The sequence below is a fragment of the Streptomyces sp. TLI_105 genome (genome assembly GCF_900105415.1).
Taxonomy (GTDB): domain Bacteria; phylum Actinomycetota; class Actinomycetes; order Streptomycetales; family Streptomycetaceae; genus Streptomyces.
Map to the genome: position 1 here is coordinate 4,946,204 of NZ_FNSM01000001.1, position 17,161 is coordinate 4,963,364.

General features: G+C 72.7%; 16 protein-coding genes and 1 riboswitch. Of the genes, 14 read left to right on the forward strand and 2 right to left on the reverse strand.

Annotated features, from left to right (window positions below):
• The first annotated feature begins 43 nt into the window (after nucleotides 1-43).
• Complete coding sequence (locus BLW86_RS22695) at nucleotides 44-772, forward strand: DUF2625 family protein (RefSeq protein ID WP_093875741.1); 729 nt, start codon at nucleotides 44-46, stop codon at nucleotides 770-772.
• Complete coding sequence (locus BLW86_RS22700; protein WP_093875742.1) at nucleotides 769-1,287, forward strand: GNAT family N-acetyltransferase; 519 nt, start codon at nucleotides 769-771, stop codon at nucleotides 1,285-1,287. Before BLW86_RS22695 ends, BLW86_RS22700 begins: the two co-directional genes overlap by 4 nt.
• A gap of 39 nt (nucleotides 1,288-1,326) precedes the next feature.
• Here BLW86_RS22700 and BLW86_RS22705 read toward each other — a convergent pair whose 3' ends face one another.
• Complete coding sequence (locus BLW86_RS22705; RefSeq protein ID WP_093875743.1) at nucleotides 1,327-3,663, reverse strand: YfhO family protein; 2,337 nt, start codon at nucleotides 3,661-3,663, stop codon at nucleotides 1,327-1,329.
• Between the two features lie 126 nt (nucleotides 3,664-3,789).
• Between BLW86_RS22705 and BLW86_RS22710 the strand changes: the two genes are divergently transcribed.
• The 4 genes from BLW86_RS22710 to BLW86_RS42115 all read left to right on the forward strand — a co-directional run bounded on the left by BLW86_RS22710 (nucleotide 3,790) and on the right by BLW86_RS42115 (nucleotide 6,740).
• Entirely contained in the window at nucleotides 3,790-4,773 is a 984-nt protein-coding gene (locus BLW86_RS22710) for a glycosyltransferase family 2 protein (RefSeq protein WP_093878813.1), read from the forward strand.
• 80 nt (nucleotides 4,774-4,853) lie between these two features.
• On the forward strand, nucleotides 4,854-5,498 hold the full coding sequence (locus BLW86_RS22715; RefSeq protein ID WP_093875744.1) for a SurA N-terminal domain-containing protein: 645 nt from the start codon (nucleotides 4,854-4,856) through the stop codon (nucleotides 5,496-5,498).
• A gap of 13 nt (nucleotides 5,499-5,511) precedes the next feature.
• Nucleotides 5,512-6,474: a nucleoside triphosphate pyrophosphohydrolase gene (locus BLW86_RS22720; protein ID WP_093875745.1), complete on the forward strand. Its 963-nt coding sequence runs from the start codon at nucleotides 5,512-5,514 to the stop codon at nucleotides 6,472-6,474.
• Nucleotides 6,475-6,584: 110 nt separating this feature from the next.
• Entirely contained in the window at nucleotides 6,585-6,740 is a 156-nt protein-coding gene (locus tag BLW86_RS42115; RefSeq protein WP_177181729.1) for a hypothetical protein, read from the forward strand.
• 12 nt (nucleotides 6,741-6,752) lie between these two features.
• On the opposite strand, the gene BLW86_RS22730 is transcribed toward BLW86_RS42115, so the two are convergent.
• Nucleotides 6,753-7,964: a globin domain-containing protein gene (locus BLW86_RS22730; protein WP_093875747.1), complete on the reverse strand. Its 1,212-nt coding sequence runs from the start codon at nucleotides 7,962-7,964 to the stop codon at nucleotides 6,753-6,755.
• A gap of 87 nt (nucleotides 7,965-8,051) precedes the next feature.
• On the opposite strand from BLW86_RS22730, the gene BLW86_RS22735 reads away from it, so the two are divergent.
• The 8 genes from BLW86_RS22735 (at nucleotide 8,052) to BLW86_RS22770 (ending at nucleotide 17,045) form a co-directional block, all read left to right on the forward strand.
• Nucleotides 8,052-9,335 (forward strand): cytochrome P450 family protein, encoded by a 1,284-nt coding sequence (locus tag BLW86_RS22735; protein WP_093875748.1) that lies wholly within the window; start codon nucleotides 8,052-8,054, stop codon nucleotides 9,333-9,335.
• A 7-nt stretch (nucleotides 9,336-9,342) separates the two neighbouring features.
• The gene (locus tag BLW86_RS22740) at nucleotides 9,343-10,476 is read left to right on the forward strand and encodes a transglycosylase family protein (RefSeq protein WP_305632580.1); all 1,134 of its coding nucleotides are present in this window, start codon (nucleotides 9,343-9,345) and stop codon (nucleotides 10,474-10,476) included.
• A 258-nt stretch (nucleotides 10,477-10,734) separates the two neighbouring features.
• Nucleotides 10,735-10,908: riboswitch (cyclic di-AMP (ydaO/yuaA leader) on the forward strand.
• Nucleotides 10,909-10,911: 3 nt separating this feature from the next.
• Nucleotides 10,912-11,619: a LysM peptidoglycan-binding domain-containing protein gene (locus tag BLW86_RS22745; RefSeq protein ID WP_093875750.1), complete on the forward strand. Its 708-nt coding sequence runs from the start codon at nucleotides 10,912-10,914 to the stop codon at nucleotides 11,617-11,619.
• Nucleotides 11,620-11,958: 339 nt separating this feature from the next.
• A complete protein-coding gene (gene eno / locus BLW86_RS22750; RefSeq protein ID WP_093875751.1) occupies nucleotides 11,959-13,245 on the forward strand; it encodes a phosphopyruvate hydratase in 1,287 nt (428 codons plus the stop codon).
• A gap of 90 nt (nucleotides 13,246-13,335) precedes the next feature.
• Complete coding sequence (locus BLW86_RS22755) at nucleotides 13,336-13,806, forward strand: FtsB family cell division protein (protein WP_030690347.1); 471 nt, start codon at nucleotides 13,336-13,338, stop codon at nucleotides 13,804-13,806.
• Between the two features lie 32 nt (nucleotides 13,807-13,838).
• Nucleotides 13,839-14,378 carry a DUF501 domain-containing protein gene (locus tag BLW86_RS22760; protein ID WP_093875752.1) on the forward strand — a complete coding sequence of 180 codons (540 nt, stop codon included), beginning with the start codon at nucleotides 13,839-13,841 and terminating at the stop codon, nucleotides 14,376-14,378.
• Entirely contained in the window at nucleotides 14,375-15,289 is a 915-nt protein-coding gene (locus tag BLW86_RS22765; protein ID WP_093875753.1) for a Ppx/GppA phosphatase family protein, read from the forward strand. Before BLW86_RS22760 ends, BLW86_RS22765 begins: the two co-directional genes overlap by 4 nt.
• A gap of 370 nt (nucleotides 15,290-15,659) precedes the next feature.
• Nucleotides 15,660-17,045 (forward strand): NAD(P)/FAD-dependent oxidoreductase, encoded by a 1,386-nt coding sequence (locus BLW86_RS22770; RefSeq protein ID WP_093875754.1) that lies wholly within the window; start codon nucleotides 15,660-15,662, stop codon nucleotides 17,043-17,045.
• The last annotated feature ends 116 nt before the right edge of the window (nucleotides 17,046-17,161 follow it).

A 17,161-nucleotide genomic window follows, 5' to 3' on the forward strand; every position in this document is an offset into this window, starting at 1 on the left:
GGAGTGCCGTCGATCAACGGAGGACGCGTGCGAGGATTTCTCCATGCGTGGACTGAGCGAACTGACCGACGTCGAGGACCCGGCGTGGCCGCTGCTCGAAGAGGAGCTGCGGACGGCGAAGGTGCCCGTCGAGGTGCTGGACGCCGACCCCGCGCAGGGGGCGGCCACGCTCCTTCAGACGCAGGTCACCGTCCGCTCGTACCTGGGCGCGTTCCTCTTCCGCACCGGCGGAGCCCTCGTCGACGACGGCTGGCTGCGGGTGTACGGCAGCCCGGCCGTCCACAACGACCGGCGCCTGCCCGGCCTCGCCCGGGTCAACGGCTACCCCGCCGAGCCCGACCCCGCCTGGCGGCCCGCCGCCGGACTCGTCGTCGCGCACGACGTGCTCGGCGGGGCCTTCGCCATCCAGGGCGGCACGGAGGAGGAGACCGGACTGCCGGGCAGCCCCGGCGAGATGGTCTACTTCGCGCCCGACTCGCTGCGCTGGGACGCGATCGGCGCCGGGTACGGGGCCTGGCTGTCGTGGGTGCTCGCCGGAGGGATCGAGGAGTTCTACGAGGGCCTGCGCTGGCCCGGCTGGCGCGACGAGGCGCCCGGCCTGACCGGCGGCGAGGGGCTCGGCCTCTACCCGCCCCTGTGGTCCGCCGAGGCGCACCGGGACCTGGCCGCGACCAGCCGCGCGGTCGTCCCCCTGGGAGAGCTGCTCGGACTCGGACGCGACACGGCCCTGCAGCTCGACGGCACCGACCCCGGCTTCCTGGGGGACGTGTGAGCCTCGGGACCGCGACCGTACGGACCCGGCACCTCGACCTCGTGCCGCTCGCCGTCGCGCACGCCGACGAGATGGCCGGAGTCCTCGCCGACCCCGCCCTCCACACCTTCATCGGCGGCGCCCCGCTCACCGCGCCCGAACTGCGCGCCCGGTACGTGCGGCTGGTCGCCGGATCACCCGACCCGGCGGTCGTCTGGTGCAACTGGGTGGTGCGGCTCCGCGCGGAGGACCGGCTCGCCGGGACCGTGCAGGCGACGGTCACCGACGACGGGCGGACCGCCGAGGTCGCCTGGGTCGTCGGGACGGCCCGGCAAGGGCGGGGGATCGCCCGCGAGGCCGCCGAGGGGCTCGTCGGACTGCTCGTGGAGCGGGGCGTCCGGACGGTCGTCGCCCACGTCCACCCCGACCACGCGGCCTCCGCCGCCGTCGCCCGCGCGGCCGGCCTCGCGCCGACGGACGAGGAACAGGACGGCGAGGTCCGCTGGGAGGCCGTGTTCGGCGGGGCGGTCGGGTGAGTCGCGCCGTCTACGCCTCCGTCCACGAGGGCGCGGTCCTCACCGGGGCGATCGCCCGCTCCTGACCCGCATCAGGACCACGCCCGCGAGCCCCAGCGCCGCCAGTGCCCCCGCCGCCAGGCCCGCGCGCAGGCCCGGCGGGCGGAACGTGCAGGAGAGCTCGCCGCCCCCGGCCGGGACGGCCAGGAGGCCGCCGTACGAGGTCGGGGCGGCGCCGGCGCAGTGCCAGCCCGCGATGCGGGGCGCCGCGACGACCGCCGTGCCGGCGTCCGGCGGGAGGGCGGCCCGTACGCCGTCCGGGGTGACGCGGATCGAGGTCGCCGCGCGGGCGCGCAGGGCCGTCACCGCCGAGCGGAGGCGGTCGTGGTCCAGGCAGCCCAGCTCGCCCGGCCCCGGCAGGTCCGGCTTCAGGTCGGGGACCCGCTGGACGCCCAGCGAGGTCAGGGCCGCGCGGCGCTTCGGGCCGCCACCGAGGAGGTGCACCGGGGCGTTGCCGCCGAGGCGGGCCGTGCCCGTCGCGTCGGGGGCCCAGAGGAAGACCTCCGTGCCGACCGGGCAGGCGCCCGCGTGCGGAGCGCCGTACACCCGCGCCCCGAGCAGGAGTTCCTGGTTGCGGAAGGGCGACGGGCCGTAGACCGGGGGCGGGCCCGGGGGCCGCACCGTCACCAGCGGCAGGCGCGTGTCCGTCCGCACGACCGCGCCGTCCCGCCACCGCGCGCCCACCCCGAACAGCGCGTCCGTCACCGGATTGTCCAGGCTCAGCAGGTTCCGGCCGCGCGAGGTCCAGCCGCCGCCCAGCGCGGCCAGGGTCCGCGTCAGGACCGCCGGGGTGTGGCTGCTGTAGTACGCGGCGCCCTGGCCGCCGAGCAGCAGCGGATCGTTGCCCGCGACCCGGGGAAGCCCGGAGTCCGTGCGGTACGCGGGCCAGCCGTCGGCCGCCGCGAGCTCCGCCGTCCGCCGCTCGTGCTCCGCGCCCCACGGCGGGTAGTCGTCGAGGCGGGCGAGCCGCTCCCGGTCCGCGTACGCCGTGGTCGCCGCCGCCTGGCCGAGGAGCGTCCCGGTCACGAGGAGCGCGGCGAGGAGTCCGTACCGGCCCCGGCGGGGCAGGAGGAGCGCGCCCGCCACCGCCGCCAGGCCGACGCCCGCGAGGAGCAGCGACCAGGAGGTGAGGAGCGGGCTCGGCAGGGCCCCGGCGGTCAGGGCCAGGACGACCGCCGCCCCGCCGAGCAGCGACCTGCGGTCCGGGAGGCCGTGGGCGAGGCCCGTCCAGGCGGCGAGCACGAGGACGCCGGACAGGACGAAGGTCTGGCGGTACGGGCTGCCGTTCGGGGTGGCGAAGACGTGCCAGACGAGGTGCGTCGGACCCCACTGCATCGACACCGCGACCGCCGCGCACAGGCCGCCCCACAGCCACCGCTCCCGGCCCGGCGCGTCCCGGCGGAAGAGCAGCGCCCCCGCGAGCAGCGGCACCGCCGTGCAGACGAAGGCCGCCGGGGTCGCGAAGCCGTACGTCACCGGCAGCAGCCGGGCCAGCACGTCCGTGCCGGCCGCCGGGGCGAAGTCCCGGACGACGCCCGGGTAGGCGTGCCGGGAGCCGAGGAAGACGGGCACCAGGACGGGGGCCGCGAGGCCGACGCCGAGGGCCGTCGTCACCGCCGCCCGGAGCAGCGTCCGCCACCGGAAGGAGTCCGTGACCGCCAGGCGGACCAGGAGCACCAGGGCGGCGCCCAGGGTCGCCATGTACGCCGTGTAGAAGTTCGCGAGCCAGCAGACCGCCACCACCAGGGGCCCCAGGAGCGGCCGCCGGCCCTCCCGCACCCATTCGCCCACCAGGCAGAGCAGCGGGAAGGCGATCAGGCCGTCCAGCCACATCGGGTTGTACGTGCCCTCCGCGAGCGACCACCCGCACAGCGCGTACGAGGCGCCGAGCACCGCCGCCCACCACCACACGCCCCTAGGCCCGGTCCGCCGCAGCAGGAAGGTCATCGCCGCCGCCGCGACCGCCGTCTTCAGGACGGTGATCCCGTACACCGCGTACTCGATGTCGCCGCGCGGGAAGAGCGCGACCAGCGGGGCGAAGGGGCTCGACAGGTAGGTGCCGTAGTCGGGCAGGAAGCTCGTGCCCCAGCCGCCCTGCCAGTCCAGCAGCAGCCCGCCGTCCGCCCGGCCCCGCAGCAGGTCCCACAGGTGTGCGTGGAACGGCACGAACTGGTTGGCGAGGTCGTTGACGGCCCGGCGGCGCGGCCCGAAGGGGAACACCCGGGCGACGGCGTCCCCACCGCAGACGGCGACGACGGACAGGACGCCGGCGAGCGCCGGGGCGAGCGGACCGGAGAGGCGGGCGGAGGGCGGCTGGGAGCGCGTGACGTTCGGCATGACCGTTCGAATATGCCAGCGTTCCCAGGGGAAGGAGCGGGCCCGCGGGGCCAGTTCACACGATGGTCGCCTGAAGGTCATCCCCCCGGACCGGCCGGGACACCGGGCTCCGTTGTCGTGGTCCGCGTGCTGCTCTCGATCGTCGTCCCGTGCTTCAACGAGGAGGACGTCCTCGCCCGCTTCCACGACCACGTGACCGCCGAACTGGACCGCCTCGCCGGGGAGTTCGAGATCGTCTACGTGGACGACGGCAGCCGGGACGGGACCCTCCCCCTGCTCCAGGAGCTCGCGGGCCGCGACCCGGACCGGGTCCGCTACCTCTCCTTCAGCCGCAACTTCGGCAAGGAGGCCGCGATGCTCGCCGGCCTCCGGCACGCCGCCGGAGACGCCGTCGTGATCATGGACGCCGACCTCCAGCACCCGCCGGAGCTCGTGCACCGCATGGTCGCCCTGCACGCGGAGGGGTACGACCAGGTCGTCGCCCGCCGCACCCGCGAGGGCGACCGGGTCACCCGTACCCTCACCGCCCGCCTCTACTACCGGGCGATAAACCGGCTCGTCGACGTCGAGCTCGTCGACGGCGTCGGAGACTTCCGGCTCCTGTCGCGGCGCACCGTCGACGCCGTCCTCGAACTCGGCGAGTACAACCGCTTCTCCAAGGGCCTCTTCTCCTGGGTCGGCTTCCGCACCACGACCTTCTCCTACGAGAACGCCGTCCGCGAGCAGGGCCGCTCCAAGTGGACCTTCGGCAAGCTCCTCAACTACGGCCTCGACGGCCTCCTCTCCTTCAACAACAAGCCCCTGCGGGCCGCCGTCCACCTCGGGCTCCTCCTCACCGTCGTCGCCCTCGGCTACGCGGCCTGGATCGTCGGCGACGCCCTCGTCAACGGCGTCGACACCCCCGGCTACGTCACCCTCCTCGTCGCCGTCACCGCCCTCGCCGGCGTGCAGATGGTGATGGCCGGCCTGATCGGCGAGTACGTCGGACGCATCTACTACGAGGTGAAGCGGCGGCCGCACTATCTTCTGAAGGAGGCGAGCGGCGCTCTGCGAGCGGCCGACACCCGGGTGACGGGTGAGTCGTTGTGGGAAACAGTCGCTCCGAAGTAGTGGCTCCGGCCCCGGCGACTCCCTACCATCGATCACCGCAAGGTCGTTCAACTGACGCACGACCAGCCCGGGAGGCTCCTTTGCACCGCCGCACTGCGCTCACCGTCTCCGCCGCCCTCCTCGCCGCGGCCCCGTTGCTCACCGCCTGCGGCAGTGACGCCCATCCAGGAGCGGCGGCCGTCGTCGGCGGCGAGCGGATCGAGGTCTCCAGCCTGCAGGCGCAGGTCGAGGACGTACGGGACGCGCAGGCGGCCTCGCCGCAGTCCGCGCAGCTCGTCGCGGCCACCGGCGACCTCGGCCGCCGCAAACTCAACGTCATGATCTTCGACCGGGTCGTCGACGAGGTCGCCCGCGACCACGGCGTCACCGCCACCCGCGCCGAACTCCAGCAGGCCCGGACCTCCTTCGTCCGCCAGGCCGGCGGCGAGGACCGGCTCGCGGCCGTCCTCCTCCAGGAGCAGGGCGTGGCACCCGACCAGATCGACGCGTTCGTCCGCCGCAACGTCCTCATGAACAAGATCGCCCAGAAGCTGGGCGTCACCGAGAGCCCCGAGGGCCAGAAGAAGCTGACGGACGTCTTCTCCGCCGCCTCCAAGGAGCTCGGCATCGACGTGAACCCGCGCTACGGCCGCTGGGACGACGCCCAGGTCCGGCTCTCCGACACCACGGCCCCCTGGCTCCGCCAGATCAGCCAGGACCCGGCCGCCGTCCCGTCCGGTGCGTAGGTAGGTTTGAGGGGTGACTTCTGAGAGCCCCGGCCGCATCGTCCTGCTCACCGCCAGCCACCGTGTGGCGCCCGGACTGCTGTCCTGGCCCGCCTGGCAGGCGCTGCACGGGGCCGACCGGGTGCTCTGCCCCGACGAGGACCACCCCCAGCTGCCGTACCTGCGGGAGGCCGGCGTCGCCGTCGAGCACGTCCGGCCCACCGCCGAGGAGCTCGTCGAGGCCTGCGCCGGCGGCCGTACGGTCCTGCTGCTGCCCTCCGGCGAGGGGGACAGGGCGCTGACCGACGGCCTCGCCCGGCTCGCCGGCTCCGGCCGCGTGTCCATGCCCGACCTGGAGCTGCTGCCCGGCTCGTACGACCTGCCCGGCGCCCGCCTCCTCGACCTCGTGCAGATCATGGACCGCATCCGCCGCGAGTGCCCCTGGACCTCGGGCCAGACCCACCGGGGGCTCGCCAAGTACGCCATCGAGGAGGCGTACGAGCTCGTCGAGGCGATCGAGGAGGGCGACCGGCGGGAGCTGCGCGAGGAGCTCGGGGACGTGCTCCTCCAGGTCGTCTTCCACGCGCGGATCGCCGAGGAGGACGCGGAGGAGCCGTTCTCCGTGGACGACGTCGCCGGGACGCTCGTCGAGAAGCTGATCCACCGGCACCCGCACGTCTTCGGGGACGCCACCGCCGAGACCCCCGAGGACGTCCACGCGCACTGGCTGCGCACCAAGGCCGTCGAGAAGCAGCGGGAGTCCGTCACCGACGGGGTGCCGCTCGGGCAGCCGGGGCTCGCGCTCGCCGCGAAGCTCGCGGGCCGGGTCCGCACGGCGGGCCTCGACGTCGGGCTCCCGGCGGGCGAGGGCGTCGGCTACGAACTGCTCGCCCTCGCCGCCCGCGCCGACGCGGCCGGCGTGGACCCGGAGGCGGCCCTGCGGGCGGCGGCCCGCACGTACCGCGACACGATCCGCGCGGCGGAGGGCCTCGTGTGAGCGGGACGCCGGGCTCGGGTGAGCCGGACACGAGTGACACCGGCCCGCGGAAGCCGCGCCACGACGACCCGACGCGGCCTCGGAAGCCGTCGGCCGCCGATGTGCCCGGGGTGACGGCTCTGGCCGTCGTCTTCTTCGGTTGGGAGGCGGCCGGTTCGTCCGCCCCGGACTGGTTGCGGATCGTCTTCGCGCTGTGCGCGCTGGTAGGCCTCGTGGACCTGGTCCGGTGGGCCGTGTGGCGTGTGCGGACGCGCGCCCGGCGCTGACCCCGCCCCCCGTCAGGGCTCGCGCGGTGCCCGGGCCTCCGGGTTGTGCCAGAGGGGGGCCGGGGGGCCCAGGAGGCGTTCGGCCGCCGTGGCCGGGCGGGTGGCGAAGCGGCCCACGGACGGCAGGGTGTCGTGGTGGATCCGCGCCGGCTCCGTGCCCAGCTCCTCCAGGACCTCGGCGACCTCCGCCACGAAGGCCGGCGGCCCGGCGAGGTACACGTCGTGCGCGGACCAGTGGACGCACGCCCGCAGCGCCTGGAGCAGCCGCTCGGTCGCCCGGTCCTTGCGCTGCCGGGGCGCGGCCGTGATGTAGGTGACGTTCAGGCCGGGGAGGCGCTCCTTCAGGAGCTCGGCGTCCTCGCGCGCGTACAGGTACTCCTTGGAGCGGGCCACCACGAACAGCCGGCCCTCCAGCTCCGGCTCGGCCCCGACGGCCTGCGCGAGGAGCGCCCGCACCGGGGCCCAGCCCGTGCCCCCGCATATGTAGGTGCGCAGTCCGCCCGGCGGCGTCCGCGCGACGAGCCCGCCGCCGGGGGCGCTGAGCCGCAGCACCTCGCCGGGGCCGGTCTCCTCGACGAGCGCCGTGCTCATCGCGCCGCCCGCGATCCGGCTCACGTGCAGTTCCACCGTGCCGTCCGGGCGGGGCGCGTCCGCGAGGGAGTAGGTGCGCCAGACGCGCGGGACCCGCGGCGAGCTGACGCTGACGTACTGGCCGGGCAGGTGGGGGAGGGGCCGGCGGGGGCGGAGGGTGAGGACGGCCAGGTCGTCGCCGTACCGCTCGTGCCGCACGACGTCCGCGTCCCACCAGGCGGGCTCCCCGGCCCCGGCCGCCGCGTCGGCGCCCGCCAGCATCAGATCGGCGACGTGTCCGTACGCCTCGGTCCAGGCCTTCTCCGCCTCGGTCGTCCAGGCGGCGCCGGCCGCGTGCGCGAACGCGGCGAGCAGGCTCTGTCCGACGGCCGCGTACAGCGCGGGGGAGGCGAGGAACTTGCGGTGGTCGCGGCCCAGCTGCCCGAGGTGGGCCGCGAGCCCGGGGTCCTCCAGACGGGTCACCACATGCGTGAGCGCGGCGAAGAGCCGGTCCCGCTGGGGGCGCATGTCCTCGGGGAAGAGCTCGCGCACCCCGGGGTTGTGCCAGAAGAGGTGCGAGTAGAAGAACGTGACGGCGTGCTCGGCCCGTCTCTCGACGACCGCGAACGTGCTTCTGAGCAGCTGGGGATCCACTGACAGGAATCTAGGGCACGACCTGTACCGGTTGATCACAGGTTCTCCACAGAACGCGCCTTCCGGAGCGCCCTGTACGGTCGTGCCGTGAGTACGCCCCCCGGCCCCGTCCCCGCGCCCGAGCTCTTCACCTGGGAGTTCGCGAGCGATCCGTACCCCGCCTACGCCTGGCTGCGGGAGCACGCCCCCGTCCACCGGACGACGCTGCCCAGCGGGGTCGAGGCCTGGCTCGTGACCCGGTACGCGGACGCCCGGCAGGCCCTCGCCGACCAGCGGCTCTCCAAGAACCCCGCGCACCACGACGAGTCCCCGCACGCGAAGGGGAAGACCGGCATCCCCGGCGAGCGCAAGGCCGAGCTGATGACGCATCTGCTCAACATCGACCCGCCGGACCACACCCGGCTGCGACGGCTCGTCTCGAAGGCCTTCACCCCGCGCCGGGTCGCCGAGTTCGCCCCGCGGGTGCAGGAGCTCACGGACCGGCTCATCGACGCCTTCGCCGAGAAGGGGAGCGCCGACCTCATCCACGAGTTCGCCTTCCCGCTCCCCATCTACGCGATCTGCGACCTGCTCGGCGTGCCGCCGGAGGACCAGGACGACTTCCGGGACTGGGCCGGGATGATGATCCGGCACGGCGGGGGCCCGCGCGGCGGGGTCGCCCGGTCGGTGAAGAAGATGCGCGGCTACCTCGCCGAGCTGATCCACCGCAAGCGCGAAGAGCCGGGGGACGATCTCATTTCGGGGCTCATCAAGGCCTCCGACCACGGCGAGCACCTCACCGAGAACGAGGCCGCCGCCATGGCCTTCATCCTGCTGTTCGCCGGCTTCGAGACGACCGTCAACCTCATCGGCAACGGCGTCTACCAGCTGCTGCGCCACCCCGGGCAGCGCGCGCGGCTCCAGGCCTCGCTGGCCGCCGGGGAGACCGGCCTCCTGGAGACCGGCATCGAGGAACTGCTGCGGTACGACGGGCCCGTGGAGATGGCCACGTGGCGGTACGCGACGCGGGCGCTGACCATCGGCGGGCAGGAGATCCCGGCGGGCGACCCGGTGCTCGTGGTGCTCGCCGCCGCCGACCGGGACCCGGAGCGGTTCGACGGGCCGGACACGCTCGACCTCGCCCGGCGCGACAACCAGCACCTCGGCTACGGACACGGCATCCACTACTGCCTGGGCGCGCCGCTCGCCCGCCTCGAAGGACAGACGGCGCTCGCGACCCTGCTGACCCGGCTGCCGGACCTGCGACTTGCCGCCGATCCGGCCGAACTGCGGTGGCGCGGCGGGCTCATCATGCGGGGGTTGCGCACGCTTCCGGTGGAGTTCTCCCCTTCCGTACCGGTCCTGGCTACTGATGTGCCATCAGAAATGTGATCTTCGTGTGATCGTGGCGCCATCGACTTGTGACGGGCGTTCGAATGCGGCTACGTTTCCCGGCAGTCTCAGCCGTCACGCGAAAGGCGCTCTTATGCGTTCCGGGAACGGACGACACCGTCGCCCCCGTCAGGCCCCCGCCATCGTCGTCGCCGCGGGCGTGACCGGATCCGCCATGGCACTGCCGTTGCTCGCCACCGGATCCGCCTCCGCCGCCGACGCGGCCACCTGGGACCGGGTCGCCGAGTGCGAGTCCGGTGGCCAGTGGAGTGCCAACTTCGGCAACGGGATGTACGGCGGCCTTCAGTTCACCCAGGACAGCTGGGAGCGCAACGGCGGCCTCGCGTACGCACCCAGCCCCGACCTGGCCAGCCGCGCCCAGCAGATCGCGGTGGCCGAGAAGGCGCTCGCCAAGGGCAGCACCCAGTGGGCCACCTGCGCGCCGATCGCCGGCCTGACCAACGACGGGGAGCCCACCGGTGTGAACCCCGGCCCGGCCGTCGTCCCGACGGCGCCCACCGGCCCCCTTCCCGAGTCCGACCGCACCGCCGGCACCCCGACGGCCCCCGCGGGGACCGCCGGGACGACGGACCGGTCCGCCGCGTCCGCGACCCCCTCCGCGCCGGCCACGCCGACCGCGCCGGTGACCTCCGCCACGCCGACCGCGCCGGCCACGTCCACCGCGCCCGCCACGCCGACGACTCCGGGTACCCCCGGCGCGTCCGTTACGCCCGGTACGCCGGATTCATCCGGTACGCCGGGGACTGACGCGCCGTCGGCCACGCCCGGCACCGGCAAGCACCGGGGCGGGGCCGCGCCGGAGGAATCCGGCAAGACGGATGGTTCGCCCGAATCGGGTCGACACGCTTCGAATGCGGACAAGGTCGGGGAAAAGGTCGACGCCACGCCCGCGACTGACGAGACGAAGGATTCGGGCGCAACGGACAGTCAGGACACTTCGGGCGAGTACACCGTGCGACCGGGTGACAGTCTGTCCGGCATTGCGCAGGAGAACGAACTCCCCGGAGGCTGGACCGCCCTCTACGACGCCAACCGCCAGACGGTGGGCATCGATCCGAATCTCATCCTGCCTGGTCAGAGCCTTGACCTGACGGTGGGTTCGACGACGACGGCCGGTTAGTTCGCGCGCTTATGTCCGGTTCTGGGCAAGTGAGACATGGGTCTCTTCGTCCCAACTGGCGTGTCGCGTCCGCAAACTTTGCTCCCGTCGCCTCCCACCTGCACAAACACCACCCGCCGGAGGGTGGACACGGGCGATTTTTCCTCAATGAGCCTCTTTGAACTTCCGGCGGGTCTGTGGCTACGGTCGACACCGCTCGCCACCGCGGGCCCCGTCGACCGAAACGCCGAATCCTGCCGTCGGCCGATGGGAACAGTCGTCGCGCAAGCGCCGAAGGCAGGAGTGGGGGACCCAAGGTAAGTGCCGGTCCCGGCCGTTGAGACAGACGGCCGACGACCGGCTTGGGGTGAAGCCGCGTGCAAGGACACGCGGCCGGGCAACTTTCCGGCCCGAACCCGACAGCTCACCTCACAGGCGTCGGTGAGGAGAATTCCCATGCTGTTTTCCGCCAAGGGCAAACACCGCCGTCCCTCCAAGGCCACCCAGGTCGTCACCCTCGTCGGCGTCACCGGCATCGCCGTCGCCGCCCCGCTGATGACCGCGGGCACCGCCTCGGCCGCCACCTCCGCCGAATGGGACGCCGTCGCCCAGTGCGAGTCCGGCGGCAACTGGGCCATCAACACCGGCAACGGCTTCTACGGCGGCCTGCAGTTCACCAACTCCACCTGGGCCGCCTTCGGTGGCACCGCCTACGCCCCGCGCGCCGACCTGGCGTCGAAGTCCCAGCAGATCGCCGTCGCCGAGAAGGTCCTCGCCGGCCAGGGCAAGGGCGCGTGGCCGAGCTGCGGCGTCGGCCTCTCCGGTGCCTCCTACGACGGCGGCGCCGCCGAGAGCACCCCGCAGCAGAGCGAGCCCCAGCAGGCCGCCCCGAAGCAGGCCGCCCCGAAGCAGCAGGAGCGTCGCGCCGAGCAGCCGACCACCCGCAGCGAGCAGCGCAAGGCCCCCAAGACCGTCACCACCCCGACCGGCGAGAAGGTCGAGAAGGGTGACGGCGAGTACAAGGTCGTCACCGGTGACACCCTCAGCAAGATCGCCCAGGCGCACGGCGTCAAGGGCGGCTGGGCCAAGCTCTTCGAGCTGAACAAGGACGTCGTCAAGAACGCCGACCTCATCTACCCGGGTCAGCAGCTCCACCTGAAGTGAGCCCGGCGGCCCGCGTGAGTCCGGCGGCTCACGCGGCCCCGACGACCCTCCCGCGGTGACCACCCCGGTCCGGCGCGCCCTTCCCCCGTGCGCGCCGGACCGGGGTTCCCCCGTTTACGGAGAACCCGGGACCGTCCGCGGAGACCCGGGGGTCCCGGCGGTTACTGTCCAGTAGATCCGGGGCCCTTCGTCCCGGGATGCATGCCCTTGGGTCCTTTTTCGTCCCAGCGGGCGGGCGCCCGGCTGGCTGGAGCCCCCGAGCCGGTTAGGCTCTTGTCGCAAGGCCAAGCGACCCTGCACCGACCTTGCGTCACATCCAGCGTCACATCCCAGAAGGAGATGCTCGTGCCGTCCATCGACGTCGTCGTAGCCCGGGAAATCCTGGACTCCCGAGGCAACCCCACGGTCGAGGTCGAGGTCGGCCTCGACGACGGCAGCACCGGCCGTGCTGCCGTTCCGTCCGGTGCCTCCACCGGTGCCTTCGAGGCCATCGAGCTCCGCGACGGTGACCCCAACCGTTACCAGGGCAAGGGTGTCGAGAAGGCCGTCCTCGCCGTCATCGAGCAGATCGGCCCGGAGCTCGTCGGCTACGACGCCACCGAGCAGCGCCTGATCGACCAGGCCATGTTCGACCTGGACGCGACCGAGAACAAGGGCTCGCTCGGCGCCAACGCCATCCTCGGCGTCTCCCTCGCCGTCGCGCACGCCGCCTCCGAGGCCAGCGACCTCCCGCTCTTCCGCTACCTGGGCGGCCCGAACGCGCACCTGCTGCCCGTTCCGATGATGAACATCCTCAACGGCGGTTCGCACGCGGACTCCAACGTGGACATCCAGGAGTTCATGATCGCCCCGATCGGCGCGGAGTCCTTCTCCGAGGCCCTCCGCTGGGGTGCGGAGATCTACCACACCCTCAAGGGCGTCCTGAAGCGCAAGGGCCTCTCCACCGGCCTCGGCGACGAGGGCGGCTTCGCCCCGAACCTGGAGTCGAACCGCGCCGCCCTCGACCTCATCGTCGAGGCCATCAAGGAGGCCGGCTACACCCCGGGCACCGACGTCGCGCTCGCGCTCGACGTCGCCGCGTCCGAGTTCTACAAGGACGGCGCGTACGAGTTCGAGGGCAAGTCCCGCTCGGCCGCCGAGATGACCGAGTACTACGCCGAGCTGGTCGCCGCGTACCCGCTGGTCTCCATCGAGGACCCGCTGTTCGAGGACGACTGGGACGGCTGGAAGGTCATCACCGACAAGCTGGGCGACAAGGTCCAGATCGTCGGCGACGACCTCTTCGTCACCAACCCGGAGCGCCTGGCCCGCGGCATCGAGGAGGGCACCGCGAACGCCCTCCTGGTCAAGGTCAACCAGATCGGCTCGCTGACCGAGACCCTCGACGCCGTCGAGCTCGCCCAGCGCAACGGCTTCAAGTGCATGATGTCCCACCGCTCCGGCGAGACCGAGGACGTCACCATCGCCGACCTCGCCGTCGCCGTGAACTGCGGTCAGATCAAGACCGGCGCCCCGGCCCGCTCGGACCGCGTCGCCAAGTACAACCAGCTGCTGCGCATCGAGGAGATCCTCGACGACGCCGCGGTCTACGCCGGCCGCAGCGCCTTCCCGCGCTTCAAGGGCTGACCTCGCCTGACGCTGTAGTTACGTCCGTCCCCGTACTCGGTCCCGTACCGTGTGCGGGGACGTACGCGTGAACAGGGGAGGCGACACGACATGGCCGCGAAGGACCGGGACCGGTTCTCGACCGCGACCCGGATCAGACTGCTCGGCGAGCAGACCGCCGCCCGTGTCTACCGCTCCCAGACCCGCCGTCAGGCCCGCCGCTCCCGGCTCACCGGCCGCGCGGCCTTCCTCGCCCTCGTGGTCTGCTCCCTCGTCGTGGCGCTCGCCTACCCGATGCGGAGCTACGTCTCCCAGCAGGGCGAGATCGCCGAACAGGAGCGCAGGGCCGCCGAGGCCGCCCGGCGGGTCGAGGAGCTGAAGGACGAGAAGGCCCGCCTCCAGGACCCGGCCTACGTCCGCCGCCTCGCCCGCGAGCACCTGCACTACGTGATGCCCGGCGAGACCGGCTTCACCGTGAACGACCCCGACGCGGAGCGACGGCCCCGCGCCGACCAGGGCGCGGCCGACCGCCCCTGGTACGACAACCTCTGGGACGGCGTCGACCACGCCGACCGTCCCTGACCCCTCCTCCGCGACACACGAGCAAGGCAGACATGGAAACGCCCCCTCCGCAGACCGAACGCACCGAGCCCACCGAGAAGGACATCGCCGCCTTCGAGCTCCAGCTCGGCCGCCCGCCCCGCGGCCTGCGCGCCATCGCGCACCGCTGCCCGTGCGGCAACCCGGACGTCGTCGAGACCGCGCCCCGGCTCCCCGACGGCACGCCGTTCCCCACCACGTACTACCTGACCTGCCCCCGGGCGGCCTCGGCCATCGGCACCCTGGAGGCCAACGGGGTCATGAAGGAGATGCAGGCCCGGCTCGCCACCGACCCGGAACTGGCCGCCGCCTACCGGGCCGCGCACGAGGACTACATCGCGCGCCGTGACGCCATCGAGGTCCTGGAGGGCTTCCCGAGCGCCGGCGGCATGCCGGACCGGGTCAAGTGCCTGCACGTCCTCGTCGGCCACTCGCTGGCCGCGGGCCCGGGCGTGAACCCGTTCGGCGACGAGGCGCTCGCGATGCTGCCGGAGTGGTGGGCGAAGGGCCCCTGCGTGAACCCGTGCACCGACGAAGGGAAGTCCTCGGAATGACCCGGGTCGCCGGAATCGACTGCGGTACGAACTCCATCCGCCTCCTCGTCGCCGACGTCCACCCGGACACGGGCGAGCTGATCGAGCTGGACCGGCGGATGACGATCGTCCGGCTCGGCCAGGGCGTCGACAAGACGGGCCGGCTCGCGCCCGAGGCCCTGGAGCGGACCTTCGCGGCCTGCCGCGAGTACGCGGCGGTCATCAAGGAACTGGGCGCCGAGCGGCTCCGCTTCGTCGCCACCTCCGCCTCCCGTGACGCCGAGAACCGCGCGGACTTCGTGAACGGGGTCGTGGAGATCCTGGGCGTCGAGCCCGAGGTCATCACCGGCGACCAGGAGGCCGAGTTCTCCTTCACCGGCGCCACCGGCGAGCTGCACGGGGACGACCGGCGCCTCGTCGTGGACATCGGCGGCGGCTCCACCGAGTTCGTGGTCGGCAACAAGCACGTCGAGGCCGCCCGCTCCGTCGACATCGGCTGCGTCCGGCTCACCGAGCGGCACGTCCGGCACGACCCGCCGACCGCCGAGGAGGTCGCCGCGATCCGCGCCGACGTCCGTACCGCGCTCGACCTGGCCGCCGAGGCCGTGCCGATCGACACGGCGGAGACCCTCGTCGGGCTCGCCGGCTCCGTCACCACGGTCGCCGCGATCGCCCTCGGACTTCCCGAGTACGACTCCGAGAAGGTCCACCACTCCCGGGTCTCCGCCGCCCAGGTCGCCGAGGTGACCGAGCGGCTCCTCGCCTCCACCCACGACGAGCGGGCCGCGATCCCCGTCATCCACCCCGGCCGGGTCGACGTGATCATCGCCGGGGCGCTCGTCCTGCGGGAGATCGTGGAGCGCGTCGGGGCCCGCGAGGTCGTCGTCAGCGAGCACGACATTCTCGATGGGATCGCCCTATCCGTGGCATAGCGGGCTCCTATCGAGCCCCCCGGCGACACCCCGTCGGAAAAGGTTCGTGAAGTTCTTCACAAGGAAAAGGGCCCCGATGGCGCCCGAGGAAGGTCTTTAGGCCCTCCGAGGGGTGCCCCGGGGCCCTTTCGCAGGTCCGGAGGCCGATTCGCTCGATGTTTCCATCGTGTGAAGCGGGGCTCCGGTTCAGCGTTAACGGAGGCTCTCCAGGCCAGTTCACGGGGGGTGAACAACGTTCACCAGTGCACCCCGGTTCCTTTGCACCACCATGACGTGGATCACGTGGGCGGCGGAGTGTAGCAGAGGTCTCCTCAAAGCTTGTGAAGGGGCGCACGAGCACCCCCCTCGGGAGGGGTGGATACTCGATGCCATGAGCACCACGGAGCGTCCCAGGATCCTCGTAGTAGGCGGCGGGTACGTAGGCCTGTACGCAGCTCGGCGCATCCTCAAGAAGATGCGCTACGCGGAGGCGACCGTCACGGTCGTCGACCCGCGGTCGTACATGACCTACCAGCCCTTCCTCCCCGAAGCCGCCGCCGGCAGCATCTCGCCGCGCCACGTCGTCGTCCCGCTGCGACGCGTCGTGCGCGGAGCGGAGGTGCTCACCGGCCGGGTCACCACCATCGACCAGGACCGCAAGGTCGCCACGATCGCGCCGCTCGTCGGCGAGGCGTACGAGCTGCCGTTCGACTACCTGGTCATCTCGATGGGCGCGGTCTCGCGCACCTTCCCGATCCCCGGCCTCGCCGAGCAGGGCATCGGCATGAAGGGCATCGAGGAGGCCATCGGCCTGCGCAACCACGTCCTCGAGCAGCTCGACAAGGCCGACTCGACCACCGACGAGGAGGTCCGCCGCAAGGCCCTGACCTTCGTCTTCGTCGGCGGTGGCTTCGCCGGCGCCGAGACGATCGGCGAGGTCGAGGACATGGCCCGCGACGCCGCGAAGTACTACCAGAACGTGTCGCGCGAGGACATGCGCTTCATCCTGGTCGACGCGGCCGACAAGATCCTTCCCGAGGTCGGCCCCAAGCTCGGCCAGTACGGCAAGGAGCACCTGGAGTCCCGCGGGATCGAGATCTACCTCGAGACCTCCATGGACTCCTGCGTCGACGGCCACGTCGTGCTGAAGAACGGCCTCGAGGTCGACTCCAACACGATCGTCTGGACCGCCGGCGTGAAGCCGAACCCGGCGCTCGCCCGCTTCGGTCTGCCGCTCGGCCCCCGCGGCCACGTGGACTGCAACGAGAAGCTCCAGGTCAAGGGCATGGACTACGTCTGGGCCGCGGGCGACAACGCCCAGGTCCCGGACATGGCCGCGATCAAGGCCGGCGTCCCGGCCGAGCGCGCCTGGTGCCCGCCGAACGCCCAGCACGCCCTGCGCCAGGCCAAGGTCCTCGGCGACAACGTGGTGGCCGGCATGCGCGGCTTCCCGCAGAAGGAGTACAGCCACGCCAACAAGGGCGCGGTGGCCGGACTCGGTCTGCACAAGGGCGTCGCCATGATCGTCATGGGCAAGATGAAGATCAAGCTCAAGGGCCGTCTCGCCTGGTACATGCACCGTGGCTACCACGGCATGGCGATGCCGACCTTCAACCGCAAGATCCGCGTCTTCGCCGACTGGACCCTCGGCATGTTCCTCAAGCGCGAGGTCGTGTCGCTCGGCGCCATGGAGACGCCGCGCGAGGAGTTCTACGAGGCGGCCAAGCCCGCCCCGGCGCCGGCCGCCCCGGCGCAGGAGAAGGCCAAGGCCTCGTAAGGCCCCCGTAGCAGCAGTAACAGCAGTACACGCAAGGCCGTAAAAGGGCCGTCCGCCATCCGTGGTGCGGACGGCCCTTCGCGTGTTTTGCCGACTCGTTGCGCCGATTCGGGAGT